Origin of the sequence: Carnobacterium sp., assembly GCF_040274945.1 — a bacterium.
Lineage (GTDB): Bacteria > Bacillota > Bacilli > Lactobacillales > Carnobacteriaceae > Carnobacterium_B.
The window spans coordinates 190388-216218 of the sequence record NZ_JBEMAR010000004.1 but is presented as its reverse complement, the minus strand read 5'-3'; the positions used below and the strand labels follow the sequence as shown (position 1 = coordinate 216218).

Here is a 25831-nt window from a genome sequence, read left to right as displayed (position 1 = left end):
TCTAGGGGGATGATTAAAAATGACAGAAAAAACACTCGTATTGATCAAGCCAGATGCAGTAGAACGAAATCTAATTGGAAGAATTTTAGTAGAATATGAAAGAAATGATTTAAAAGTTCTTGATATGAAATTCATTCATGCCTCTACAGAATTAGCAGAAAAACATTATGCAGAGCACAATGGAAAACCGTTTTTTAACCGCTTGGTTTCTTACCTTACAAGAAGTCCAATAGTGGCTCTCGTATTGGAAGGTGAAAATGCCATTAGTCGAGTTCGGGCATTGAATGGGAACACAGATCCTAAAACATCCCCTGACAATACCATTCGTGCTCTTTATGGTCTCAGTTTATCTGAAAATACCGTTCACGCTTCTGACTCAAAAGAAAGTGCTGTTAGAGAACGATCCATCTGGTTTGGCTAAAACATCGGCCTAAATAAAAACATCTTTTGGTATTAACCGATAAGTCTGTATTTATTACTCAAATGAAAACTTCTTTGATGCTCATTTAATCAATAAGCCATCTTATTAGTCAAATAAAGATTTACCTGACACCTATTTAATCAATAAACTTATATAATAGATTTTTTTCTATTGAATACATTATTTAGAAAAGGGCCAGAATTCAAAATAATTAAAATTTCTTCTGGAATGGACGGATTTGCTTGTGGAAAGCCATGGGACCGCCTGAAGCCTTTAAGTCTTCAGGCTTTCAAGCCTTAAAAAGAGAGTAATTGCTGAAGCACTAACGCTCTTTAATTCGCATTGAATCCTTGACACGGCTACAAGCAATTCCTATTCCTCCAGAAATTTATGTGCTATTTAGTTAATAGTAATTCTGACAAAATTTTAGTCCTTCTTCGATAGTTAATTTGTATAAATTATAAAAAAACAACTGGTTTATTTAATGATTCTTTATTGTATACTTAAGTAAATTTATTCTATAGGAGGCAAAAAATGAAAAAACTGTCTTATTTGTGATATGTTCTATATTTTTAAGTGCCTGTACGACAACCAATACCTTACATAGTTTTTCAGTTGATGCCCGAACAAAAGATGTTGCTCTTGAAAACCTGATAATTGTTTCAAATGGAATGGAATCCTATATTCAGCCAACTTATCAACTATTTGCTATTGAACATACGAATAGCGATACTGCTGATTTAGCTAAACAGGCCAATATGAGTTTCTATGATGAAGAGAATAATCTTTTTTTCTCTATCAATACTGGCGCAAACCAAGACGGAATCTTGGATACACGTACCACTCTATTAGATGACGATTTAGTTGGCTTTATTGCCCCTTCTAAAAATATCGAACCTGGAAAAAATATTTTTATTGAATTTGTTTATGAAAAAGATAATCAGCAAGTAACAGAAAAAGTAGAAGTAGCTCTTCAAGAAAGCAACTAACTATTGTCCGTATTATTCGAAAAGAAAAGAGGACGATTAAATGAAAGATAAATTTTATAAGTATAATTTAATTGGTGGACTAATTACAGCTGTTGGTTTGTTGGTTCAAGAGCACACCAAGTTTATTTTTTTTATCGGTTTAGCCATACAATTTTATGCTTTATATTTTTATTTTAAAGATAAGCAGATGAACAAAAGAAAAAAGAAAATCTACTAGTCTATTGAGTCTAAGTAATTCTTATAGAAAAAAAGAAGCAACCAAACATTTCAATAGTTTGATTGCTTCTTTAATTAGTATAATTTTATAAATAGTTCTTACATTTCTACAAATCCGGTATAATCTTGACTAATTATTTGAACATTTTTACCATTTTTCTGATCGTTACTTATACGTTCTTCGCCCCAGACAGACATGGCAATTAAAACTTCTCTTAATGACTTTCCTTCTTTTGTTAAAGAATAAATCACTTTAGGGGGCACTTGGTTAAATACTTCTCTAGCAATAATATTATCTTCTTCAAGTTCTCTTAATTGTTGCGTCAACATTTTTTGAGTAATGGCAGGAATTCTTCTTCTCATTTCCCCTGTTCGTAATGCTCCATGACCTAAATGGCATAAGATAATGGGTTTCCATTTTCCGCCAATCACTTCAAGTGTTGCTTCCACACCCAGATTATAAACTTTTTCCAACTTCATTTCCCCTATCTCTCTAATAGGCACTTTTAGGTACCTATAGCACTTTAAAGTGCGTACTTATATTATCTATTGGTAATACGTATACTAACATATATAAGATTTGATGGGAAGAATTCATTTCTCAAATAACTAGTTGGAGGAACACAAATGAGTAAATATAATTTTTTAGATGGTTTTGAATTTAAAAATGGACAACAATTGAAAAACAAGGTCGTTATGGCGCCAATGACCACAATGACTAGTTTTCATAACGGAATGGTCACTACAGATGAAATCAATTACTATGCAGCACGCGCTGGTGGCCCTGGAATGATTATTACTGGAGTTGCTTATGTGAGTGATAATGGTAAGGGATTTGAAGGTGAATTGTCCGTTGCAGATGACTCTATGATTCCAGGTCTTGAGAAATTAGCGACAGCTATCAAACAAAAAGGCACAAAAGCAGTTCTGCAAATTTTTCATGTTGGTAGAAAAACGTATTCAAGAATCTTAAAAGGCGATCAGCCCGTAAGCGCAAGTGCCATCGCTGCTCCTTACCCAACAGATTCTGAACTACCAAAAGAATTAACGAATGAAGAGATCGAGCAAATCATTGTTGATTTTGGAGAAGCAATCCGCAGAGCAATAGCTGCTGGTTTTGACGGCGTTGAGTTGCATGGTGCTAACACTTACCTTCTACAACAATTCTACTCAGAACATTCAAATAGAAGAACCGATAAATGGGGCGGATCAAGAGATAAGAGACTTACTTTTCCTCTAGCAGTCATTGATCACGCTTCAGATGTGATTAAACGTTACGCAACAAGTCCGTTCATTTTAGGCTACAGAATGTCTCCAGAGGAAATTGAAACTCCTGGAATTCGTTTAGAAGATTCTCTTTATTTTGCAGATGCTATTAAAGAAAAAATAGATTATCTTCATTTATCAGTCGCAAGTTATAAACGTACCTCGTTAAATGATAAAACTGATGTCACTCCAATTTTAAACCAATTTGCTAAAATCACAGAAAATAGTGTTCCTTTAATTGGAGTTGGTTCAGTAGAAAATCCTGAAGACGCAGATGATGTTTTAGCAAACGGTGCTGATCTGGTTGCAGTGGGAAGAGAATTAATCCGTGAACCTCAATGGGTACAAAAAGTCGCTTCCAATGATGAAAGCAGCATTCGTAAAGAACTCAGCCCACTTGATATGGATGAATTAGCGATCCCTTCCGTTATGCAAGTGTATCTAGTCGAATCGTTCAGTTCTGTTATGCACTTTACAACAGATTCAGCTACAGTAAATGATGAGTATTCAGGCCAATTTGCTCCTATGGAAGGCTACGAGAAAAAACTATAAGACTATTTAATTAAAAAGTACTATTATTCCATAAAAAAAGCCTGATCCTGTTGATTTAACAATAGGATCAGGCTTTTTTCATTTACATTAATCTATTCCATCTCTACCAGAATCAATCCATCGTTTTTCATTTCATAGACATGGTCGCAGACTTCTTTTAAAAACATCCGATCATGGGAGATAGTAATAATCGATCCTTCAAAATTTTTAAATAATTTTCTGAGCTCTGGCTGAGATAACGGTGAGAAGTTTCGTGTAGGCTCATCTAAAAGCAATACATTCTGTCCCGATAAATCGATTTTCAATAACAACAATTTTGCTTGCTGTCCTCCTGATAGTGACTGGATTGGATGATGCATTTCATCTGTCGTAAAACGCATGCTTCCTAGGTAAGTCATCACTTGAGTACGTTCCTCACTGTCTCCAGTTTCACTCAGAAATTCAACTGGTGTTTCATCCATCCGTAAATACTCAGCATAATTTTGCGGCATATATCCAGCTGCAATATCTGTACGCTGATTTAATTCTGCCCATAATTGCTTCAGCAGTGTGCTTTTACCTACTCCATTTTGCCCGATGATTCCTATTTTTTGTGGAGACTTCACTAGCAAATTCAGTGAGTGTGCTAAAACCTTATCCCCCAGTTTCACACTCTCGTCTTCCAAATGGATTATCGTTTTATTTGTAGGAAGGGATTTAGTATTTGAAAATTTCACTAAGATAGCATCTGCTTTTAGTGGAATATCTTCAAAACTTTCCTTTTCGCGTTCAAATCGTCTTCCCATTGATTTTACTGCATGCATTTTCTTTTTTAGTAACCTTGCTCCAGACGGATCTTGTCTTGAAATGGCTCCTTGTGCATGGTGCACACTGCTTTCAACTTGTCGGTATTTCTCCATTTGCTTATGATGTTCTTCCCGCTGCTTGTTGGCAACTTGAGATTGGTGTTCATAGCGTGCTTCTTTTTGTTCAATGTATTCTTTATACGATAACTTGGACACAGTCGAGACGGGTACTGTCTTATGCCTTAATAGCTCGATCTGAATGACTTTGGTAGCTGTCGCTGCAAGCAGAGATTCATCATGCGAGATAAAAATAATCGTTAGTGGTGTAGATTTTATAAAGTGCTCTAACCATTTGACTGTATCAAGATCCAAGTCGTTAGAAGGCTCATCAAGCAATAGCAAATCAGGATCTGTTGAGAGTGCTTTTAGTAGCTGAACTTTGATTTTTTCGCCACCAGATAAACTGCCTAATGTTTGCGAACTTGTTAACCGATCAGCATCAAATCCAAGTTGCCCCACTAATTGATATAGCATTTGGTAGTCGATGTCCATAGCATCAGCTTGGCTGAAAAAGTACTGATCAACAGTATACTCCATATATTCTTGCGGTAAGGATTGCGGCAAATAGACTGTGCGACTGAACTGGTTAATCAATTCCCCTTCTGCTTGAATATAAGATTCGATACTTTTATCTTCAAGAATCCATTTTAATAATGTTGACTTACCATTTCCTTCTTCCCCGATAATGGCTACCTTTTCTCCAGGATTGACTGTAAAACTCAAGTCTTTGATGATTTCTTTTAAATCCATTAAGTGGTGCAAGGTCAAATTTCTCACTTGTAACATACTGATTCCTCCTATCTAATAAATAAAAACGACCGCCAGCAAGTTTCTGCAGACGGTTGGTCAATTTCAATTAAACAGAGAGAATCCTAGTATGCCTATAGATGGCAACTCTACCGATTCAAAAAGTTGTTTAAATGATTTATCTAAAAAAACCGTTGCAAAGAAACCTACCCTATTGGCAGAAAAAAGTTTCTTCTTCAATTACGATTTGTTTTAGATAGTGTACATTTAAGCACAACCTTTCGATTTGTTAGGTGTATTATAGCAAGGATATGTGTTTTGTACAATAAGTGCGTATGTGCAAATCTACTAAGAATTTTTTTTATCATATCTATTGCCTAAAACTACTTTTACGTGCTCTCCATGTCCGTATTGATAATAAAAGTACATTTTTGTACTCAATTATATCTCTTTATTTTTCTAGACTGCAACCTAAATATTTGTATTTTATTGAAAGTAGTTACACTATAAAAACAATTTCCCTTTATAATTAATTAATACCATAGCTCTATGCTCATTTGTAGTATAATATAATCGATATTATACTTTTTTATTTTGAATACAGATATAACTCATTTTTTGCATGAATAACTGAAATTATTTGGAGGAGTCTATATGTATCATAACATCGGAATAAACTGGGAATCATTTAACTATATTTTTTCAGGTAGTACCCAATACGCATTTGAACAGTTGGCATACATTTTGTTTTGCCACGAATTCAACCAAGAAAAAGGTGTTTTCAGATACTTTAATCAAGCCGGTATAGAAACACAACCTATTAAGAATGGAAAAGAAATTATCGGATTTCAAGCAAAATACTATGATTCTTCTACTAAATTTAGTAGTAAAGTTTCCGAGTTCACTAGAATGGTCGATACTGCAAAGAAGAAAAACCCAGAATTGACTAAAATCCATGTTTATGTAAATAAAGAGATGTCAGAGAGTAATTCTCTAAACAAGAAAAAACCAAAGTATCAAGAAGATATTGAAGATTATGCCAAAATTCAGAATATAATTATTGAATGGAGAGTACCAAGTCATATAGAACGAATGCTTTTTTCTGCTGATATTCCTTCTTTTATAAGAGATTTCTTTTTTAACCCTGAACAAGGGATTAGAAAATTTATTGAACAAATAAACTTACATACAGAAACACTAGTTAACTCCATTGACAACTCTATTTCTTATAATAAGGAAAAAATTAAAATTGACTATTCTGATTCTATCTTCTTGAACTTTTTAAAATCAGAAAATGACCATTTAGTAATACATGGCTATTCTGGAACCGGAAAATCGGGATTGATTAAATCATTTTATAATAATTCGTTCTCCAAAATGCCAATTTTTATTTTTAAAGCAACAGATTTTGGTTTTAACAACCTTTCAGAATTTGGTAGACAATTTGGAGACTGTACTATAAATGACTTTTTGAGTGCGTTTAGTGATGCAAAAAATAAAGTAATTATAATAGATTCTGCTGAAAAGAGATTTTCTATGTCACAGACAGTTCTAGATACTTTTTTAAATACCGCTGTACGCTATAACTGGAAGATCATTCACACTATTAGATCTTTGTATAAAGATAATTATTTAAACTTTATATTAAAAACAAAAGAATTCTTAGAGCATCCAATGAAGATGAATTCAATTGAAAAGATTAATGGTTTATTAAGTCAATGTAACATACCTGTTCCCAAAAACGTAAAGATGAAAGATTTAATTTGCAACCTGTTCTATCTAAATTTGTATATTAACACGTTTGATGAAAGTGTTGATTATTCAAAGTCTCGTGGTTTATTTTTAACACATATCTGGAATTATAAAGTAAAAGGAATACCCCATAACACTGATTCGAATTCAATTATTCGAGAACAATTGATATTCGATATGTTAAAAACTACCACAAGCGAAAGTTCATATTTTAATTCCAACAAGTTTGATAGGGATATCTCTATACTACAAAGTTTACGATTTGATGAAGTAATTGATTATGATGATGTTTATAAGGGCTATTATTTTGCTCATGATATTTATGAAGAATTAGCTGCATGGCATTTTATTAATTATCAATATCAATATTATCAAAATAGTGAGTTAGAGTTTCATAATTCACTGAGTATAAATATGCCTATGCGCAAGCACTATCGCTCGTGGATACACGACAAACTACACGACGACGAGGATACTAAGTTAAACAGATTTATAATAAAATCAATAACTAACCATTCTATAAATAAAATTTGGAAAGATGAACTCTTAATAGCTTTAATGGAGTCTGAAAACAATATTACATCTCTATTATTGTTAAGTGATTTATTGGATAGTGATACAGAATTACTTAAACGTGTAATCTTTTTAGTTAATACTACGTGTAAAGTAATCAATTATGACTCTGCTTCTAATATTCTGACGCCAAATGAGATTGATGCTAAAACTAGCTTATTATATCGTTTTACTAAACCTTCAGGAGTTGGATGGCAGTATATTATAGATTTCGTTTATAAAAACTTATCTAACCTGAAGTGGGATGTAGGTTTTATAACACTTGTTTACGATATTATTGCTAGTTGGATAAAAGATTTTAAGCAAGGACATACCACCAAACAAGCTGGGACCATAGCACTACATATGTACAGATTATTTGAAAACGAAGAAATTAAATACCTAGTAGATAGAGATCTAAAGAAAAAGCTAAGTGTAACAATATTAGAGTCATCATTCGAATTAGAGGATTCTCTTCTAATTATTTTTAATGAAGCTATGGAAAATGACATAGACCATAGAGATATCTACTTTGTTTTAATTGAAGAACTTTTAGGAAATGTTTCAAACAGCATTGTACCCTGTCAGGTTATGCCGGAGATAGTGGTAAAAATTTGTCAATTTTTTTGGAAGAGATCTAATAACAAAACATCTCATTATTTGCCCTATAATAGTTGGGATACTGTTGAGGATGCTTTTGGTGTATCAGAAAAAACACATCATAATTATCACCCTACAAGCGCACTTTGGACACCAGTTTTTATGTTGTTACAATCCTCACCTAAAATAGGTATTGATTTCGTAATAAATTTTGTTAATTCTGTTACCGAAAATTATGAAAAATCAAATTTGAATAGTGAATATTTTGAAACTTACCCAGTTACCTTAATATTATCAGATGGAACCGAAATTAATCAGATATGTAGTAATCGACTATGGATGGTCCATAGAGGTGGCTCATCTGGACCAAACCTACTAGAATGTATTCTTATGGCTTTGGAAAAATGGCTACTAAATAATATTCCGATTATGGATGTAAAACAAGCAAATTCTATATGTGACTATTTATTAAGAAATTCTAAGTCAGTGGCTATTACTTCTGTAATAAATAGTATAGTTCTTGCCCATCCGAAAGAATTGTTTATAACAGCTTGTTCTCTTATATCTCTAGGTGAAGTTATCTTTTTGCTTGACAATCAGAGATTAGTAAGTGAATCTACAAATAATTGGTTTAGAGGTTTACCTAACAATAAGTTCTATGATCAAGAAAGAATCAACTCAAATAATTTACCTTTTAGAAAAACAACACTAGAAAAAGTACTTTGGGATTATCAATTAAAATCTGATGATATCTCACAACAGATGCATATTAATAGACTAGAAAAATTATATAGTTGTATTGATTTATTAGATGATAAAGCGACTCCTGAAAATACAACTTTACGCTATGCATTAAATAGAATAGATTTTAGGCGGTTTAAACCAAATTTAGAAAATAAGTTTGTTAAAGATGGTAAAGAATATGTATTTTTGGAAGTTGAAGAGGAAGATGATCTAACGTTGTTACGCGAAGAAAGGCAAAGTCATGACAATGAATATTATCGGTTTTCAAATGTCTCTTTATGGGCTAGAGCAAAATTTGAAAATGATTTAGAAAAATTTCAAAAATATGATATTTATGAAATAAATCCTTTAAAGGCATTTGAAGAAATGATATTAATCCAAAAACAATTAGAAAAATGCAATGATTATGACCTTTTCACTAAAAGTGCACCTATCTATATTTCAGCTGTTTTGCTAAATTTCTATGAATCAGATTTAGCAATCACACAAAAAGAATATTGCAAAGAAATACTATTGAACAATTTAGATTTACTACTCTCATATAATATCAATGATTCAACAAATGGTAACCAAGCATTAGTAGCGAGCCTACCATATTTAATAAGAAATACTAGCAACCATGAAGAGCGATTTAATTTAAATATAGTATTTCTTTTTGCAATATTCTTGGACTACTCCAGAGATAGAAGTCATCATAAAACGTTTTCTAATACAATGTGGGAATATTGTCCTGATGATGCCGAAAATATTTTTAAAATGTTTGTATCATTAAAACCAAACTTTGAAAAATGGAGAAGAGAGAACTCTGATAGACCCATAGAAAAATTTGTAAAGTCTAATAAAAAACTATTGAATAAAGTTTTCAAGAATCCTATTCAATTAGAAGAGCTTAGTTATTCATTATTAGACAGTGATTCGATATTAAGTGCAACAATGCTATTGGATGTTTATAGCAACAAACATTTTCATTTAATAAAAAAAATAACACCTTCAGTTTGGAGGGATATTTTCGAAAATAATCACCGTAGAGGATATGACAAAAATATTAATTATGAATTAGAAGCATCATATATTAAGTGGTTATCCCAATATATTTATAATACTAAAGATCAAATTAGAATGGGTTTAGTAGATTCTTTAGAACCTTTTCTTTGCATATCTGACCAGATGGAAAATTTCCTATCAAATATTTTAATCGAACATGATTCAAAAAAAGATAATAAAGTATTCTGGCAAATATGGAATAAGTTATATTATCCAATTATTAGATTATGTCTTCCATATAAGGAAAACATTAAAGTTAACAGAGAACTACATGAAATTGATGAAGTATTATCTACTTATTGTTTTGCATGGTTATACTGGGGAGATAAGCAAAAAGAGTGGATTGGTGTCCAAATTTCACATTTGACATTTTTTGATAACATTGTGAAGGATATAGGCTTTTTACCGATAACCTTATATTCTATTTCAAGATTTATTAATAGCGTTGGTTACTCATTTGTTCTAGAAGGGTTAAAATGGATTTCAAAGATAATTTCCGAAAATGATCATTTAGTTAATTGTCGCTTACAAACCAATACTTTATTCTATTTAGAAGAATTAGTAATTAGAATATCAGTAGAATTCAAAGATCAAGTTAAAAGAAATCCTACTTTAAGAAAAGATCTACTTTGTGTTCTCAATTTTTTAGTACTGCGTGGGTCTACAATAGGTTTTTTTATCAGAGAAGAGTTCTTTTAAAAATTAAAGTATAATATTTAATACCACAAATAAATATAATGTTGTTATATAAATAGACACTAAAAAAGTGTCTATTTTTTTACCCACTTTTGCAAGGATATGGTATTTCAGAAATAGAAAAATAAGAAATTAAGGGTTATTCTCCATCTTAAAAAAATGTTAAACAAATGAGTTTTATTAAACCGTAAAACAAAAAGTTAGATAAGCATATGGAACATCAACCATGCCATCTTTCATAAAGTTCATTTTTAACTTTGTACTCCCTAGTTACCTTATACTTTTCTTGCAACTCTTCAATAGCTATCTCTAAAAACCAATTTGAATTCAACAACGCTTCATATATTTTTGCTTCCCAAGAATTTAGATTATAATCCTCTATTGATTCTTTACTACTTCGAAGTGACTCAATAGGTGGTTTTAAATCATTTGAGTTATATTCATTTACTATTTCTTTTATTCTTCCCCTAAAATAAGTTACAGCATTACTAGCATATAAAGAGCCTAATTTCAAATTACGAAAATGAGTTTTTAATCGTTCCTTTAAAATATCATCTTCTATATCCTCTCTTACATAATATGTAAAAGTAATAGGCCAATGCTCATTTACTTTACATCCAAGCCATCTTGTATCTTTAAGATTATCAAAATAAGGATTAATAAACATTTTATCTTCTTGTAACAATCTAGTATCTTTTTTATTCTTATTACAGTCAAAACAACATGGTAATAAATTTATCGGAGTAATTGCATATTCAATAAAGTAAGCCTTGGGCAAATAATGATCCACAGTGCTCACGGTACCTTGCAAACAGTACGGACAAAGATTATTCTCAGATAAAAGCATTACGTGTTCATATACTTTTCTACCAATATTTTGGCTCTCTTTAGTATTAACTAAATATTTTTCATAAACCTTTTTCATAGCCTCAGAATCAATGTAGCTTAATATATTCTTAAGATTTGAATCTGTGATTAAGTTTAAAGCTTCTTTTATACTGGTATTGTTAAGAGTACTTTTTATTTCAACTAAACTCATTTCATCAAGTTTAGTTTCTTGGAATATTGAACTTAATTTTTTTTCGTTTAATAAATTAATTAGTTCTTCTTGGGAAATGTTTTTAGATAACTTCATAATATTTCCTATACTTTCTTTATCTGATATTAAAATTTTTGTATTCTCTTCAATATCATATAATCCACTATCTGACTTTGAAGATGTTAATTCTACATATTCATTTTCCTTTTCTATAAGCTGATTTTTAATCAGAGTCAGTCTTCCTTTTAAAAAATTATAAGCTGTTCCTTGCTTGCTAGCTATCATTTCATCAAAAAAGTCTTCTAAACTATAATTTGGAAATTCAATAGGATACATTAATCATTCCTCACTATCCAATTCATTAATATACGTACGAATTATAGATTTCGCTTCAATACTTAATTCTTTTTTAAATACATTTATAACTTCATCGTAATCTCTATATTCCATTACTTTATTTTTCAATAACTGATGAAATCCTGTGTTTCTAATTTCCAGACCAAAAACTTCTTCTGTTAACACTCCTATATTCTCACCAAATGTTTCAAATCTAGGTCTTTCTATTTTGACGCTACCTCCGTATTTTCTTATAATAGATACACAAGATTTAGGAACTTCTTGCAAAACTACTGGAGAATGTGTTGCTAAAATTGCCACACCGTTCTCAGCAATTACTAATTCTGAAATTGCTCTGATAAAAGCTGATAATAAGGGCGGATGTAAATGTGTTTCAGGTTCATCTATTAAGATTAAAGTCTTTTCAACTATTAACTCTACAATTTTGGTAACGGATAATAAAATAATTTGATGTCCTGAACTTAAATCCATAAATATATTTGCTATCTTTTTGCTATATTCCTCTGCCTTCTCTCTACTTCGATTTGTTTCAAGATACTCTTCAATAATACTTAATAAATTCAGATTACTTAGATTGAAATCAGCATTTAATATTTCAAACATCCTATGTAAATAATAATATCTCTTTTTTGAAAATATTTTAAGCACTGAATCATAAAATTCTTTTTTTAATTCTTCATAACTTTTAGTCCGTGATTCATCGGTTTTTACTCCAACATAATAAAACTCATTATCCTTATCATCTTTTCCATATTTTATATTTTTATCAAAAACACTAAATGATATAAAAATCGCATTTGAGAAAGTATCATTGAATTTGCTATTCAAATATTTATTTATAATTCCTTTCAAAGAAGTTGTTTTACCAGCACCATTAGTTCCAATTATTGCGTGTATATTTGTTGGAGGCAACTTATTTGGAGTTACTTCAAATTTAAATTTTGCTTTAGGAGATTCCTTTCTATCAATATAATATTCAAATTTGTAATCTGTTAATATAGCCCCGCCATGTGCTATCCTAGTATATTGGTTGCTGAAGGTGCTTAAGTTTACTTCTCTCATTAAAGAAGTTTTAAAAACCTCTTCATCTTTAACAGCTTCATAAAGTTCATTATCATATGCAGTATCATTTAAGTTATCCAAATACTTTACTCTTATATCATCGCCTAAATTTTTTAGACTACTATAATACGACGCACTTTGTCCAACAGAGAAAAATCCACTAGGTATTTTTTCAAAAGAAGATTCTAATATTAAATCAGGATCTTTATCCTCTTGATCTTTAAATCCGATTTTAACATTACCTATCTCTATTTCTTTATATTCATTATTTACATAAACAACCCTATACAATGTACGAAATCCATAATCATTCCAATTATCTGGTATTAAATGGAACCCTACTTTATCTTTCTTTTCAAAAAAATTAGTAACATAAAACATTGTGCTCCTCCTTTAATAACAAAAAAAGACCCCCTTCTTCATAAAATATGAATAAAAAGAAAGTCTTATTTTGGAGTAGAGTGATTAAATAAAAAATTTCAATTTATTCACATCTAATTGATTAAAACTATTATATACTTTCAACTTTCATAATTAGTTTTAATAGTTTATTCCCACTCAATAGTAGCTGGTGGCTTGCTCGTAATGTCATACACAATACGGTTAACGTGTTTTACTTCATTTACGATACGAACAGAGATTTTTTGCAAAATATCCCATGGGATACGTGCAAAGTCACTTGTCATGCCATCAATTGAAGTTACGGCACGAATTCCAATTGTGTAGTCATACGTACGTCCGTCTCCCATTACTCCGACACTGCGGAATCCAGGAAGAACGGTGAAGTATTGCCAGATGTCACGGTCAAGACCGGCAGCAGCGATTTCTTCTCTTAAGATAAAGTCACTATCGCGAACGATTTCTAGTTTTTCTTCAGTTATTTCACCAATTACACGAATTCCTAGACCAGGACCCGGGAATGGTTGACGCCATACAAGGCTTTCTGGCATGCCTAATTGAATTCCTAATTCACGAACTTCATCTTTAAATAAAGTATTCAAAGGTTCGATCAGTTTGAATTGCATGTCTTCAGGAAGTCCGCCTACGTTGTGATGTGATTTAATTGTTTGAGCAGTATCTGTTCCACTTTCAATCACGTCCGTGTAAAGCGTGCCTTGCGCTAGGAAATCAACACCTTCAAGTTTTGTTGCTTCATCATCAAAGACATAAACAAATTCATTACCGATGATTTTACGTTTGGTTTCTGGATCGCTCACGCCAGCTAATTTAGCCATGAAACGTTCTTTCGCATCTACACGAATGATGTTCAAGCCAAATTTACCAACTAAACTCTCCATTACTTGTTCGCTTTCGCCTTTACGCAGCAAGCCGTGGTCAACAAAGATACACGTCAATTGATCGCCGATTGCTTTTTGTAAAAGAACTCCAACAACACTTGAGTCTACTCCGCCTGATAATCCAAGCAATACTTTTTTGTCGCCGACTGTTTCGCGAATGATGGCAATTTCAGAATCGATGAAATCAGCAATACTCCAGTTCCCTTCACAGCCACATACATCAAAAGTAAAGTTTTTCAACATTTCATTTCCGTGTTCTGAATGACGTACTTCAGGATGAAATTGAACTGCATGGAAATTCTTTTGTGGGTTAAACATTGAAGCAATTGGACAATGAGGGCTAGTAGCTGAGATAACAAAACCTTCTGGAACTTGAGTCACCAAATCTCCATGACTCATCCAAACTGTTTCAGTCTCTGCTAATGAGTTAAATAAAGGAGCATGTTGATCATTGATGTTGATGCTTGCTTTACCGTACTCTCTATTTTCGCTGCCTTCAACTCTTCCACCTAAAGCAGTTGTCATTAATTGCATACCGTAACAAATTCCTAAGATAGGAATTCCCATATTGAAAATCTCAGGGTCAACAGAAAAAGAACCTTCATCATAAACACTCATTGGACCGCCAGAAAAAATGATCCCTTTAGCATTCATGCCTTTTAATTCTTCAGCAGTCACTTTGTGAGACAACAATTCAGAATAAACACCTAATTCACGAATACGACGTGTAATCAATTGATTGTATTGACTTCCAAAATCTAGTACTATCATTTTTTCAACATTTGTTAAATCTGTAACCATTACCACGCAGTCCACCCCAAATTATTATTTTCAAATCTAATTTTGCTATATTTTTTCATTCTACCGACTATTTCTACATTGGTCAACAGCATAATAGATGTATCCCTTTTCCATTTTAATACTTTTTTAATAAAAGCTGATCGATGTAATGATGATCTGTTTTATGAATAATCAGTTCAGCTCTATTTTTAGTAGGCGAAATGTATTCTTTCAAATTTTTCAAATTCACCGTTTTCCATACTCCACGAGCCATTTCAAACGCTTCTTCTCGATCGCCTTGCGCATAAGAATAATAATAGTTTTCTGGTTTCTTTAATGCCGTATCTAATAATAGTCCAAAACGCTCTAAGTACCATTTCTCTATTAGATCTGCTTCAGCATCTACAAAAATGGAGAAGTCAAAAAAATCACTGATATAAATTTGTTGATTTGCCGGAAGTTGTAAGACATTGATTCCTTCAACAATGAGTATATCGGGCTGTTCTAAGACATGTTCTTCACCTTCCACGATATCATACGATTCATGAGAATAGACGGGAGAAACAACGGATGATTTGCCATTTTTTACTTCTCTTAAGAATGAAATCAATTGCTGCATATCGTAACTTTCTGGGAAGCCTTTACGGTTCATGATTCCTTTTTCTAACAGTATTTTATTAGGATATAAGAATCCGTCAGTGGTAATCATTTCCACAGACTTGTCTTTGTATACTCTTGAAAGCATCATTTGGAGTAAACGTGCTGTTGTGCTTTTCCCAACGGCTACACTTCCAGCAATTCCAATGATGTAGGGTTTTTGAAGTGTATCTCTCTTTAAAAAATTATTTTTTTTGGCTTGTAGCTGTTCATAATTTTTCAAATACACATCTAACACGTGAACGATTGGTATGTAAACTTCTTCCACGTCTTTAATCGAAATTTGGTCATTCAGTCCTTTTAATTCTTCTAATTCATTGGACGATAATGGAGCAATACTATCAATGTTTAATTTTTTCCATTCTTCACGCTCAATGATATGAAATGTAGCAGACTCTTTCATATAATTATAGATCCCCCGAGTTCCTAGACTTCCGGACTATTGTACCAAAATTATGACTCGTTTTATAGTTTTTATTCTTCCTTATCGCTAGAAACTACTTATCTTAAAAGAAACTTAACTAGCCATTTATCTTATATATAGTGTACTATATATTTTGGTATAGCATTATACGATTACAATCCATCCTACTAATAGGATACAGTTAAGGGAGATCGCAATGAAAAAAGGGAAACAAGAAAAATTTGAAATTTGGGGAGACGTTGTTGAATTAAGAGACTTAATCATTTCCATCCTTTTATCTAGTGGTTCTACTATGGGTGCTTATTTTTTGGCTCCAAGCGATGATAAAACGAAACAACTTTTTTTTGGTCTAGCAGGTGCAGTGATTGGATTTATCCTTTCAACTCTCTTCATTAAACCAAAAAGAATCGTGACGATAGAAGACGAACAAGAGAACAGTTAAGAACGAGTATTGGAGAGAACAAAAATTATGGAATTGTTATTGTTGGTTCAAATGGTTATAGCTGCTCTTGCAGCAATTGTTTTGTATACTTTTATAGGTTTCATTCCTGGTACCGATGAAACATCTGTATTAATGCCGGTTACGTTAGCACTTATTTTATCTGGGGTACAACCCATTATTGTATTAACTTTTTTTATCGCAGCAATCGTGACATTAAATTTAACCAATTCAATGCCTACTGCTCTAGTCGGGCTCCCCGGTGGAGTTCTTTCTAGCCCTATGATTGAACATGCGTTATACTTAAAAAATCGAGGCATGTCCGAGATTACGATTAAGAAAATGGCTTCTGGAGCTTTGATTGGAACGCTGATATCTGTTCCAATTGCTTTAGTGCTAGCTGATTTATTAACACCTTTTGCAGAAATCATTCAACCTTATTCTTCTCTTTTATTTGTTATTGGAGCTATTTTTCTTTCTTTAATAGGTAAGAACAAAATTTTATCGTTAGTGAGCATTCTTCCTTTGGCAATGCTGTTCCAAGGGTTGCGCTATTTATACTGGGGAATTGGTGTTGTGCCAAAAGACACTAATATTACAACATCCTTCTTTTTAGGTATCACAATAGGACCTTTGATTATTTCTCTTCTTTCGCTGTTAAATAAAGTAAATCGTGAAAAGATGTTGACCGATGAATATAAAAAAATTACGTTACCTAAAAGTACTTCTGCTCATCAAACAATCAATCCTTTCAAAGTATTATCTAAAAGCGAGTTAAAACCCGCTTCTCTATCTGCACTGTTTTCAAATTTCCTTTTTGTCTTAAGTCCAGTTGGATTGATTATTCTATTTGGTGAATTAGTTGCGAATAAAAAACAGGATCCTGTTGAAAAAGCTTCTACTGCTATTATTACGATGAGTGCTTTAGCACAATCAACGTACCTTTCAGGTATTATTATTCCCTTGATAGCTTTAGGAATTCCTTTATCTCCAACTGCTATTGGGCCAGGAAGTCCCTTATTTAATGCTCCTCCCGTTTTTACCGTTGATCATAACTTGCATCATATTTTGAGTACAACCGAATTTACCATTGCTATCTTAATTGGTTCAATTCTTGCTGCACTTATCAGTTACATTGTGATCAATCGTTACGCTGGAAAAATTTCGCAATTCGTTTTATTAAAAATTCCGCATGAAGCTATTTTAGGTCTATTCATTTCCTTTATCCTGTTGTTAGCTTATATGGATGCTGGTTTAATTAACATCTTTGGTGTTCTTTTAATTGGAATTGCTAGTGGCACGTTAAATAAAATGGGCATGAATTACGGTATTCAATTTATGACCTTGTATGCTGCTCCATGGCTAGTTGAAAAAATCGCTCAAATTTAATCTTTCCTAATTTGAGTTCGAACACTATATTACGAAATAAAGGAGTTACAACATGTTGAATCTGAATCAACCAGCACTAGGAAAAGCTAATGGAAAAATCATTCTAATGGGTGAACACTCTGTTGTTTATGGTGAACCCGCCATTGCTATTCCTTTTCCTGCAACACACATTCATGCGACGGTAACGCCTATGGAAGGGCCTGTCCAATTAGACTGTGTCTATTATCAAGGAGACTTAGCTTCAGCTCCTCAACATTTAGAAAATCTAATAGCTGTTGTCGAATCGACAGTGAATGAATTAAAACAAGAATTTAATAATTTTAAATTGACCATCAAAAGTACCATTCCGGTTGAGAGAGGAATGGGGTCAAGTGCTGCAGTAGCCATCGCAACAGTTCGTGCGGTATTTAATTATTATTCAGTCCCTCTTACAGATGATAAACTTTTAACATTAGCAAATATCTCAGAAACAATTGCTCATGGAAATCCGAGTGGCTTAGATGCTGCAATGACGAGCGGTAGACATCCGCTTTATTATATAAAAGGAAAACCTTTCGTTCCTTTTAAAGTATCTTTATCTGCCTATTTAATTGTGGCTGACACAGGTTTAAAAGGCCAAACCAGAGATGCTGTTGCGAGTATTGCGCAATTAAATAAAGAGAATACCGAAACAACTATGGAAGCTATTCATAGTTTAGGCGACTTGGCACGACAAGCAAAATTTGCAATTGAATCTGCTAATCCTGTAACATTAGGGTTAGTTATGAATGAAGCTCACGAAACACTTTCATCTTTAGGTGTAAGCAACGAACGATTGAACCATTTAGTTAGTACGGCAAGAACTAATGGAGCCTTAGGTGCTAAACTTACGGGTGGCGGTCGTGGAGGCTGTATGATTGCTTTAGCAGCCGATAAAGATACAGCTGCAAGCATTTCAAATGCTTTAGTAGATGCTGGTGCTGTAAATACATGGACACACCAATTAGGAGATGAATCAGTTGAGTAATGCCAGAAAAGTACGTGCCTATACAAATATTGCCTTAATTAAATACTGGGGAAAACGCGATGATGCTCTTATTTTACCTACGAGCAGTAGTCTTTCTCTCACTTTAGATGCTTTTTATACTGAAACTTCTGTGTCTTTTGATGAATCTATTAAAAAAGATACGTTTTACTTAAATGATACTCTTCAAGATGAAGCTGCTACTCAGAAAGTTAGCCGCTTTTTAAATTTGTTTAGAGAAACAGCCAACGTAAAAACTCCTGCAATCATTAAAAGCACCAATTACGTTCCTACAGCTGCTGGTCTGGCTTCTTCTGCTTCTGGAATGGCTGCTTTAGCTGGAGCTGCTAACTTAGCAACTGGCTTGAATCTGTCTTCTCAAGAACTTTCTATTTTCGCAAGACAAGGTTCTGGTTCAGCAACTCGTAGTATTTATGGTGGCTTTGTTGAATGGCAAAAAGGAACCTCTTCAATGGATTCTTATGCTGTCAAGATTGACGATGCTGCTTGGGATATTGGTATGCTCGTTGTGGTTGTAAATAAAAATCAAAAAGAACTCTCTAGTCGTGAAGGTATGAAACAAACCGTTGCAACATCTCCTTTTTATTCAGGATGGGTCGAAAGTACCGCAGTCGATCTTGTGAATATCAAGAACGCTATCCGTGATCAAGACTTTGAACAAGTCGGCGAAATCACAGAAAGCAATGGCATGAAAATGCATGGAACTATGTTAGGAGCCAACCCGCCAATTTCTTATTGGGAACCGGATAGTGTTGTAGCTATGCAACTCGTAAGGCAATTACGTAAGCAAGGAATTCCTTGTTACTTCACAATGGATGCTGGCCCAAATGTTAAAGTTCTTTGCCGTTTATCTGATAGCCAAAAAATAAAAACAGCTTTTTTAAATTATTTTAATGAAGAACAATTGATTATCTCTGGTCCTGGAAGTGACTTAAAAGAAGTTACACTCTAACAAACTGGAAAAAACAGTGTTCATTACTTAGGAGGAATTACAGTATGATTGAAGCTTCTGCACCTGGTAAGTTATATATCGCGGGAGAATACGCCGTTGTTGAACCAGGTCATCCAGCTATCTTAGTAGCTGTAGACCAATTTATTACCGTATCACTTGAACAATCGGAACGCGTAGGAAGCATCACCTCTTTCCAATACGGAAATCTTCCCATTTTATGGAAACGTGAAAATGATCGTTTAGTACTTGATAAACGTGAAAATCCTTTTCATTACATTTTAGCCGCTATTCGTTTGACCGAAGAATACGCAAAGGAACAAGGAAAAGAATTATCCTTTTACCACTTAACCGTTGATAGTGAATTAGACAGCTCACAAGGTAAAAAATACGGTTTAGGTTCAAGCGCAGCTGTTACCGTTGCTACTGTTCAAGCATTGTGTCGTTTTTATGGCATTGAAGACAACAAAAACGTTATTTTCAAATTAGCCGCTTTAGCTCATTTATCGGTTAAAAGTAACGGTTCATGTGGAGATGTTGCTGCCAGCGTTTATGGTGGATGGCTAGCCTTTACAACTTTTGATCCTAAATGGGTATTGGAACAAAAAGAACACAACACAGTAAAAGAATTGATCGAAATGGAATGGCCTCATTTATCATTTACGCCGCTAACTCCTCCAAAAGATTTACGTTTAGTTATTGGATGGACTGGTTCGCCGGCATCTACTTCTCACTTAGTAGATGAAGTAACCAACAAACGCAGCCAAGATGCGATTGCATATGAGACCTTTTTAAAAGAAAGCAAACACTGTGTTAACGCGATGATAGATGCTTTTCAAGAAGGAAACGTAAATGAGATTCAGCTTCAAATAAGAAAAAACCGTCAACTTCTGCTTCAAATGAGCCAAGACACCTCTGTTACGATTGAAACACCTGCTTTGACCAAATTATGCGAAATGGCAGAAGAGTTTAAAGGAGCTGCTAAATCATCAGGTGCTGGCGGCGGCGATTGTGGAATTGTTATTTTCAACCGAAAAGAAGGCTTATTGTCACTGATTACAAATTGGGAAAAAGAAGGAATCATAAATCTTCCATTACACGTATTCAAAAAATCGGATCAATAATGCCCCCTTTCTTATGGATAAAAAATGTTGGAGGATCACACTATGAAACCTACGAATAACCGAAAAAATGAACATGTTTCATTAGCCGAAAAATTTGCTAAAGAGACCCGCAAATCAGATTTTGATTCTTTCCGTTTTGTTCACCATTCTTTTCCTGAAATGAGCGTAGCTGATGCATCTATCTCTACTTCATTTGCAGGACTAGAAATGGCTTCCCCTTTTTACATTAATGCGATGACTGGTGGCAGCACTTGGACAAAAAAGGTAAATGAAAAATTAGCTTTGATTGCTCGCGAAACTGGAATCGCTATGGCAACCGGTTCAATCAGCGCGGCTCTTAAAGATCATTCTGTTGAAGACAGTTACACCATTGTCAGAGAAGTGAATCCAAATGGGATGGTTTTTGCTAACTTAGGCACAGGTCAAACACTTGAAAATGCTAAGAAAGCTGTTGACTTAATTCAAGCGGATGCGCTTCAGATTCATGTAAACTCGCCGCAAGAAATTGTTATGCCAGAAGGCGATCGTGATTTTTCCAATTGGTTAACAGAATTAGAAAACATTGTTCACCATTTAGCTGTACCTGTCATCGTTAAAGAAGTTGGGTTCGGAATGAGCCGAGAAACTATCCAGCAATTGACTTCAATTGGTGTAAAAACTATTGATATTAGTGGACAAGGTGGAACAAATTTTGCCCAGATTGAAAACTATCGCCGGACTACCGAGAAATTTGATTATTTAGAAAACTGGGGACAATCAACCGTTATTTCTTTAGTAGAAGCTCAGCCTTTTATCAATGAAATAGACCTATTGGCCTCAGGAGGTATACGCAACCCCTTAGACATCGTTAAAGCTTTATCTCTGGGAGCAAAAGGTGTCGGCATTTCAGGTCTCTTCTTGCATATGGCATTAAGAGATGGTGTAGAAGCTACTATTCTAGAAGTAAATGCCTGGAAGAATCAAATCGCATCGATTATGACTCTACTTGGGAAAAAATCGATTAAAGATCTAAGTCAAGCTGATATTATCTTGCTTGGAGAAGTAAAGGATTGGTGTGATCTTCGCAAGATCGATGCTTCTATCTTTGCTAATCGCTCTTCACAACACTATTGATTCTACTAACAAGACAAATAAGGTCAGCCATTAAATTCAATGGCTGACCTTATTTGTCTAATTTTTTTTAATCTTCTTTATTTTTTAGCATGATCCACTTTTGTGTATCCTTAAAGCCCAAGTGTTGATACAATCGGCCGACATCTGGATCAGAATAAAATAAACAAGCCGTTTTATCCTTCATGTTACAATAATTCACTAAAGCAGACACTATAGCTGTTGCATACCCCTGTTTACGGTAACTTTCAATCGTACCAACAGCTAGTATCATACCTGATAGTTTTGTTTCAATGGCAATTCGACCAGAGGAAATAATTTTACCATTTTCGTCTTTGATCACTTGGATCCCACTCGTGTTTAAATCCAAGTCATTTGCAATTTCTTCAATTGTTTGTTCATGCTTCATACCCGTTTCTTTTAGAGAATCGATATAGGATTGAATATCTTCTTTATCTAAGGGAACAACTTGTTGAAGAAGCGGACTTTCCATTTCCAGCTCTTTGCACTCAGCCAAACAGTTTTCTTCTTTTTCATAGTCTATAAACTCTTCTTCATATTGAGCAATGACTTCCTCACTGCCAGATATATACATAGGGCTCAAACTTTGGATCAAGGGTAAGAAAGTATCGAATCCTTCAAAATCTTTTCCATGGATCGGCATAAGATTTTCTTTATAACGCACTAAGACACCAATAATGTCATCTTTATTATTGACATAAGCCCATACATCTACATCAAAATGCTCAACTCCATATGTTTCAATATCGCCAATAGCAAACAAATTTACGCTTGGGTCCTGATAGAGAAAATTCAATACATCTTCTCGTTTACTTTCATCACATTTATAAATCATTTTCGTTCTTCCTCTCCAATAACGGCCTTAGTCCCTTAAGTATACTTTTTCAGCAAAATAATTGTAGCATTTTGCACTTCATTTGAACATTTATTCTTTCATTTTTCAAACCATATACACCATTAAAGTAATTGCAGTGATTCCTAATACCATAGACCATAAAAGACTTTTTGTTTTATAGGCCACGAAAAAGACAATAACAGAAGGGATTAGTTTTATATTATTTATTGGATCAACGTTAAATTGGCCTTCCCAGAAGAAAATATCCGAAAATATTAAAGCTGCAAATATAGATACAGGAATAAACGACATCCATTTTGAAATTTTATCCGGTACGGAACGATTGCTTAAAACAAGCATGGGCAATACTCGTGGGATATAGGTAACGATTGCCATACCTAGGATCAGCTGCAGTTGCTGACTAGTCATAATCTATCCCCTCATTTCCTATTCTTACTTTTTTATTCGTTAAGTATTCATCAGCAAAATAGCCGATAAATGAGGCTAAGATTGCAGCAATCACTAGTGCAATCGTATGTTGTAAAAGAATGGTAAAAACAACAGCTAATACTCCGGCTGTTAACCCCACAAAAACGTACAGTTTAGATACAAATTGACTGACCAGTAGACTGATAAACATAGCGATTAAAACATAGTTTATAATTGTTGTATCAATAACCCAAGCACTTCCGACAATTGCACCAATAAAGGTACTGAAAGACCATGTAAGGTAATTTAAGATATTGATTGATAAAGCTTTATTTGCAGTCCATTCATGATTTTTAAATTGATTGTAATTAATAGCAAATGACTCATCCGCTAGAGTGTGACTGAAAAAAAGAGTAAATGGTAGAGACGTTTTTTTGATAAAACCAGACATACTGGAGCTCATTAATAAATGTCGCAGATTTAAAAAGAATGTCATTGTAATAATTGCTGGAATTGAAGCTCCCATGCTTACCATTGAAGCCGCCATAAATTGAGCTGCTCCTCCAAAAACGAGTAAACTCATTGCTAAAATAGTTACCGCATTGAATCCTGCGTCATATAAAACCATACCACCGGCTAATCCCAACGGCACATAACTGATCATGACTGGATAAATCACTTTTAATCCATCCATCCAATCTTGTTTTTTCATTTTGCAATCCCTCCTAACGAACGTGTAACAGCTAGTATATCACATTGTCATGTTTTTTTAGTAGAACTTCTCGTTAATTAGCGCTACGAAAAAATTGGATTAATTTAATTAGATTGTAACTCTTTCCCACTTTTGATAATGTAAACCTATTGAATGACGCATGAAAGGAGTTAGTATACATGTTAAAAAGAATAGTCATTGGATCTTTCTTTGTTAGTATTGCTTATTTTTTAGTGTACTTTTTTGTACCCGCACTTAAAAATGCTGTTTATAGTGGAGGCTTTTGGGCTATCTTGCATGCTTTAATGGGTGTCATCTTAATCGTTGGTATTTTTGGTATTATTCTTTATGTTCTTTACTATTTATTTTCGGATCCACATAAAAAATGAAAAAAGAGTGTTGAGAAAAATCTCAACACTCTTTTTTCATTTTTTAATTTAAGATAACTTCATGAATTAAAGGAATTGGTGTAGCTGAATCAGCTATTGTGATCCCTTCCCAGATTTTTTGTTCTACATCTGGAACTTCTTCTTGATTTGTGTGAATCGTCAGTAACGCTTCACCTTTTTTAACAACGTCGCCTACTTTTTTATGCAAGACAATACCCACTGCTAAATCAATTTCGCTTTCTTTTGTTGCTCGTCCAGCACCTAACATCATTGCTGCAATTCCCAACTCATCCGCTATAATTTCTGAAACGTATCCGTCTCTATTTGCTAAAACATCAATTTGGTAATCTGATTTTGGCAATAACTCTGGATTATCAATAACGCTCGTGTCTCCGCCTTGAGAAGCAATAAATGTTTTAAATTTTTCCAGTGCTTTACCATTGCTAATGGATTCTTCTAATAAAGATCTTGCTTCATCTAAATCTTTTCCTATGCCAGCCAAGTGAACCATTTGGCTGCCTAACGTCAAACATAAGTCCATTAAATCAGCAGGTCCTTTACCATTTAAAGCGTCAATTGCTTCTTTAACTTCTAAAGCATTCCCAATTGCAAAACCTAGTGGTTGACTCATATCAGAAATAACGGCCATTGTATTACGTCCAACGCGGTTTCCGATTTGAACCATAGCGTGAGCTAACAATCTAGCATCATCTGTTGTCTTCATGAAGGCTCCAGCGCCTGTTTTCACATCTAATACGATAGCATCTGCTCCGGCTGCTATTTTTTTACTCATGATCGAACTTGCAATCAATGGAATAGATTCAACTGTGCTTGTTACGTCTCTTAGAGCATACAATTTTTTATCTGCTGGTGTTAAGTTACCGGATTGCCCGATTACAGCTACTTTATTTTCATTTACTAATTCAATAAATTTCTCTTGAGTCAATTCTACGTTAAACCCTGGAATGGCTTCTAATTTATCAATTGTCCCACCTGTGTGACCAAGACCGCGCCCGCTCATCTTAGCCATTGGAATACCTAAACTTGCTACTAGAGGCGCTAAAACAAGCGTTGTCGTATCGCCTACTCCACCTGTTGAGTGTTTGTCTACCTTTACACCTTTAATGGCTGACAGGTCAATTTCTTCGCCAGAATGAACAATACTCATCGTTAGATCACTTTTCTCGCGATCATCCATGTCTTTAAAATAAATTGCCATCAACATTGCACTCATTTGGTACTCTGGAATTTTACCTTCTGTATATTCTTCGATCATGGTATTGATCTCTTCAGTAGTTAAAGCATTTCCATGTTGTTTTTTTGTAATCAAATCGACCATTCTCATTTAGCTGATACCCCTTTATTTAAA

At 33.7% G+C, this 25831-nt stretch carries 22 protein-coding genes; 12 read left to right on the top strand and 10 right to left on the bottom strand.

Annotation, left to right across the window (positions count from 1 at the left end):
• The first annotated feature begins 19 nt into the window (after positions 1-19).
• The 3 genes from ndk (at position 20) to ABS916_RS06165 (ending at position 1627) form a co-directional block, all read left to right on the top strand.
• Positions 20-421 carry a nucleoside-diphosphate kinase gene (ndk, locus tag ABS916_RS06175; RefSeq protein WP_350451057.1) on the top strand — a complete coding sequence of 134 codons (402 nt, stop codon included), beginning with the start codon at positions 20-22 and terminating at the stop codon, positions 419-421.
• Between the two features lie 554 nt (positions 422-975).
• A complete protein-coding gene (locus ABS916_RS06170; RefSeq protein ID WP_350451056.1) occupies positions 976-1410 on the top strand; it encodes a hypothetical protein in 435 nt (144 codons plus the stop codon).
• A gap of 40 nt (positions 1411-1450) precedes the next feature.
• A complete protein-coding gene (locus ABS916_RS06165; protein WP_350451055.1) occupies positions 1451-1627 on the top strand; it encodes a hypothetical protein in 177 nt (58 codons plus the stop codon).
• A gap of 98 nt (positions 1628-1725) precedes the next feature.
• On the opposite strand, the gene ABS916_RS06160 is transcribed toward ABS916_RS06165, so the two are convergent.
• The gene (locus ABS916_RS06160) at positions 1726-2100 is read right to left on the bottom strand and encodes a winged helix-turn-helix transcriptional regulator (RefSeq protein WP_350451074.1); all 375 of its coding nucleotides are present in this window, start codon (positions 2098-2100) and stop codon (positions 1726-1728) included.
• Positions 2101-2253: 153 nt separating this feature from the next.
• Here ABS916_RS06160 and ABS916_RS06155 point away from each other — a divergent pair, with 153 nt between their 5' ends.
• Positions 2254-3444 carry an NADH-dependent flavin oxidoreductase gene (locus tag ABS916_RS06155; RefSeq protein ID WP_350451054.1) on the top strand — a complete coding sequence of 397 codons (1191 nt, stop codon included), beginning with the start codon at positions 2254-2256 and terminating at the stop codon, positions 3442-3444.
• Positions 3445-3536: 92 nt separating this feature from the next.
• Here ABS916_RS06155 and ABS916_RS06150 read toward each other — a convergent pair whose 3' ends face one another.
• Positions 3537-5075, bottom strand: a complete 1539-nt coding sequence (locus tag ABS916_RS06150) for an ABC-F family ATP-binding cassette domain-containing protein (protein ID WP_350451053.1) — start codon at positions 5073-5075, stop codon at positions 3537-3539.
• Positions 5076-5690: 615 nt separating this feature from the next.
• Between ABS916_RS06150 and ABS916_RS06145 the strand changes: the two genes are divergently transcribed.
• Positions 5691-10427, top strand: a complete 4737-nt coding sequence (locus tag ABS916_RS06145) for an ATP-binding protein (RefSeq protein WP_350451052.1) — start codon at positions 5691-5693, stop codon at positions 10425-10427.
• 217 nt (positions 10428-10644) lie between these two features.
• Here ABS916_RS06145 and ABS916_RS06140 read toward each other — a convergent pair whose 3' ends face one another.
• The 4 genes from ABS916_RS06140 to coaA all read right to left on the bottom strand — a co-directional run bounded on the left by ABS916_RS06140 (position 10645) and on the right by coaA (position 16020).
• The gene (locus ABS916_RS06140) at positions 10645-11799 is read right to left on the bottom strand and encodes an HNH endonuclease signature motif containing protein (protein ID WP_350451051.1); all 1155 of its coding nucleotides are present in this window, start codon (positions 11797-11799) and stop codon (positions 10645-10647) included.
• Positions 11800-11802: 3 nt separating this feature from the next.
• Complete coding sequence (locus ABS916_RS06135; protein ID WP_350451050.1) at positions 11803-13263, bottom strand: AAA family ATPase; 1461 nt, start codon at positions 13261-13263, stop codon at positions 11803-11805.
• 167 nt (positions 13264-13430) lie between these two features.
• Complete coding sequence (gene guaA, locus ABS916_RS06130; protein WP_502880586.1) at positions 13431-14981, bottom strand: glutamine-hydrolyzing GMP synthase; 1551 nt, start codon at positions 14979-14981, stop codon at positions 13431-13433.
• Between the two features lie 115 nt (positions 14982-15096).
• Positions 15097-16020 carry a type I pantothenate kinase gene (gene coaA / locus ABS916_RS06125; RefSeq protein ID WP_350451048.1) on the bottom strand — a complete coding sequence of 308 codons (924 nt, stop codon included), beginning with the start codon at positions 16018-16020 and terminating at the stop codon, positions 15097-15099.
• A gap of 217 nt (positions 16021-16237) precedes the next feature.
• On the opposite strand from coaA, the gene ABS916_RS06120 reads away from it, so the two are divergent.
• From ABS916_RS06120 to fni, 6 genes are read left to right on the top strand one after another with little or no spacing between them, the layout of a single operon-like run.
• Complete coding sequence (locus tag ABS916_RS06120) at positions 16238-16483, top strand: hypothetical protein (RefSeq protein ID WP_035020090.1); 246 nt, start codon at positions 16238-16240, stop codon at positions 16481-16483.
• 27 nt (positions 16484-16510) lie between these two features.
• Positions 16511-17869, top strand: a complete 1359-nt coding sequence (locus tag ABS916_RS06115) for a tripartite tricarboxylate transporter permease (RefSeq protein ID WP_350451047.1) — start codon at positions 16511-16513, stop codon at positions 17867-17869.
• A 52-nt stretch (positions 17870-17921) separates the two neighbouring features.
• Complete coding sequence (mvk, locus tag ABS916_RS06110; RefSeq protein ID WP_350451046.1) at positions 17922-18875, top strand: mevalonate kinase; 954 nt, start codon at positions 17922-17924, stop codon at positions 18873-18875.
• Positions 18859-19845: a diphosphomevalonate decarboxylase gene (gene mvaD / locus ABS916_RS06105; RefSeq protein ID WP_350451045.1), complete on the top strand. Its 987-nt coding sequence runs from the start codon at positions 18859-18861 to the stop codon at positions 19843-19845. The genes mvk and mvaD overlap by 17 nt, the downstream gene beginning before the upstream one ends.
• Positions 19846-19889: 44 nt before the next feature.
• Positions 19890-20966: a phosphomevalonate kinase gene (locus ABS916_RS06100; RefSeq protein ID WP_350451044.1), complete on the top strand. Its 1077-nt coding sequence runs from the start codon at positions 19890-19892 to the stop codon at positions 20964-20966.
• Between the two features lie 42 nt (positions 20967-21008).
• Positions 21009-22079: a type 2 isopentenyl-diphosphate Delta-isomerase gene (fni, locus tag ABS916_RS06095; protein WP_350451043.1), complete on the top strand. Its 1071-nt coding sequence runs from the start codon at positions 21009-21011 to the stop codon at positions 22077-22079.
• A gap of 67 nt (positions 22080-22146) precedes the next feature.
• Here fni and ABS916_RS06090 read toward each other — a convergent pair whose 3' ends face one another.
• The 3 genes from ABS916_RS06090 to ABS916_RS06080 all read right to left on the bottom strand — a co-directional run bounded on the left by ABS916_RS06090 (position 22147) and on the right by ABS916_RS06080 (position 24073).
• A complete protein-coding gene (locus ABS916_RS06090; protein ID WP_350451042.1) occupies positions 22147-22932 on the bottom strand; it encodes a GNAT family N-acetyltransferase in 786 nt (261 codons plus the stop codon).
• A 105-nt stretch (positions 22933-23037) separates the two neighbouring features.
• Positions 23038-23361 (bottom strand): AzlD domain-containing protein, encoded by a 324-nt coding sequence (locus ABS916_RS06085; protein ID WP_350451041.1) that lies wholly within the window; start codon positions 23359-23361, stop codon positions 23038-23040.
• Positions 23354-24073, bottom strand: coding sequence for an AzlC family ABC transporter permease (locus tag ABS916_RS06080; RefSeq protein ID WP_350451040.1), 720 nt, complete (start codon positions 24071-24073; stop codon positions 23354-23356). The genes ABS916_RS06085 and ABS916_RS06080 overlap by 8 nt, the downstream gene beginning before the upstream one ends.
• Before the next feature lie 179 nt (positions 24074-24252).
• On the opposite strand from ABS916_RS06080, the gene ABS916_RS06075 reads away from it, so the two are divergent.
• Positions 24253-24462: a hypothetical protein gene (locus ABS916_RS06075; protein ID WP_035020107.1), complete on the top strand. Its 210-nt coding sequence runs from the start codon at positions 24253-24255 to the stop codon at positions 24460-24462.
• Positions 24463-24505: 43 nt separating this feature from the next.
• Here the strand turns inward: ABS916_RS06075 and ABS916_RS06070 are convergent, their stop codons facing one another.
• Positions 24506-25807 (bottom strand): pyrimidine-nucleoside phosphorylase, encoded by a 1302-nt coding sequence (locus ABS916_RS06070; RefSeq protein ID WP_350451039.1) that lies wholly within the window; start codon positions 25805-25807, stop codon positions 24506-24508.
• Between the last annotated feature and the right edge of the window lie 24 nt (positions 25808-25831).

Coding starts and splice junctions, on each gene's coding strand:
- ABS916_RS06115 (WP_350451047.1), top strand. CDS start 16,511: ATGGAATTGTTATTGTTGGTTCAAATGGTTATAGCTGCTCTTGCAGCA.
- ABS916_RS06150 (WP_350451053.1), bottom strand. CDS start 5,075: ATGTTACAAGTGAGAAATTTGACCTTGCACCACTTAATGGATTTAAAA.
- ABS916_RS06075 (WP_035020107.1), top strand. CDS start 24,253: ATGTTAAAAAGAATAGTCATTGGATCTTTCTTTGTTAGTATTGCTTAT.
- ABS916_RS06120 (WP_035020090.1), top strand. CDS start 16,238: ATGAAAAAAGGGAAACAAGAAAAATTTGAAATTTGGGGAGACGTTGTT.
- ABS916_RS06165 (WP_350451055.1), top strand. CDS start 1,451: ATGAAAGATAAATTTTATAAGTATAATTTAATTGGTGGACTAATTACA.
- mvk (WP_350451046.1), top strand. CDS start 17,922: ATGTTGAATCTGAATCAACCAGCACTAGGAAAAGCTAATGGAAAAATC.
- fni (WP_350451043.1), top strand. CDS start 21,009: ATGAAACCTACGAATAACCGAAAAAATGAACATGTTTCATTAGCCGAA.
- ABS916_RS06085 (WP_350451041.1), bottom strand. CDS start 23,361: ATGACTAGTCAGCAACTGCAGCTGATCCTAGGTATGGCAATCGTTACC.
- ABS916_RS06140 (WP_350451051.1), bottom strand. CDS start 11,799: ATGTATCCTATTGAATTTCCAAATTATAGTTTAGAAGACTTTTTTGAT.
- ndk (WP_350451057.1), top strand. CDS start 20: ATGACAGAAAAAACACTCGTATTGATCAAGCCAGATGCAGTAGAACGA.
- ABS916_RS06155 (WP_350451054.1), top strand. CDS start 2,254: ATGAGTAAATATAATTTTTTAGATGGTTTTGAATTTAAAAATGGACAA.
- ABS916_RS06070 (WP_350451039.1), bottom strand. CDS start 25,807: ATGAGAATGGTCGATTTGATTACAAAAAAACAACATGGAAATGCTTTA.
- ABS916_RS06100 (WP_350451044.1), top strand. CDS start 19,890: ATGATTGAAGCTTCTGCACCTGGTAAGTTATATATCGCGGGAGAATAC.
- ABS916_RS06135 (WP_350451050.1), bottom strand. CDS start 13,263: ATGTTTTATGTTACTAATTTTTTTGAAAAGAAAGATAAAGTAGGGTTC.
- coaA (WP_350451048.1), bottom strand. CDS start 16,020: ATGAAAGAGTCTGCTACATTTCATATCATTGAGCGTGAAGAATGGAAA.
- mvaD (WP_350451045.1), top strand. CDS start 18,859: ATGAATCAGTTGAGTAATGCCAGAAAAGTACGTGCCTATACAAATATT.
- ABS916_RS06080 (WP_350451040.1), bottom strand. CDS start 24,073: ATGAAAAAACAAGATTGGATGGATGGATTAAAAGTGATTTATCCAGTC.
- ABS916_RS06145 (WP_350451052.1), top strand. CDS start 5,691: ATGTATCATAACATCGGAATAAACTGGGAATCATTTAACTATATTTTT.
- guaA (WP_502880586.1), bottom strand. CDS start 14,981: ATGGTTACAGATTTAACAAATGTTGAAAAAATGATAGTACTAGATTTT.
- ABS916_RS06090 (WP_350451042.1), bottom strand. CDS start 22,932: ATGATTTATAAATGTGATGAAAGTAAACGAGAAGATGTATTGAATTTT.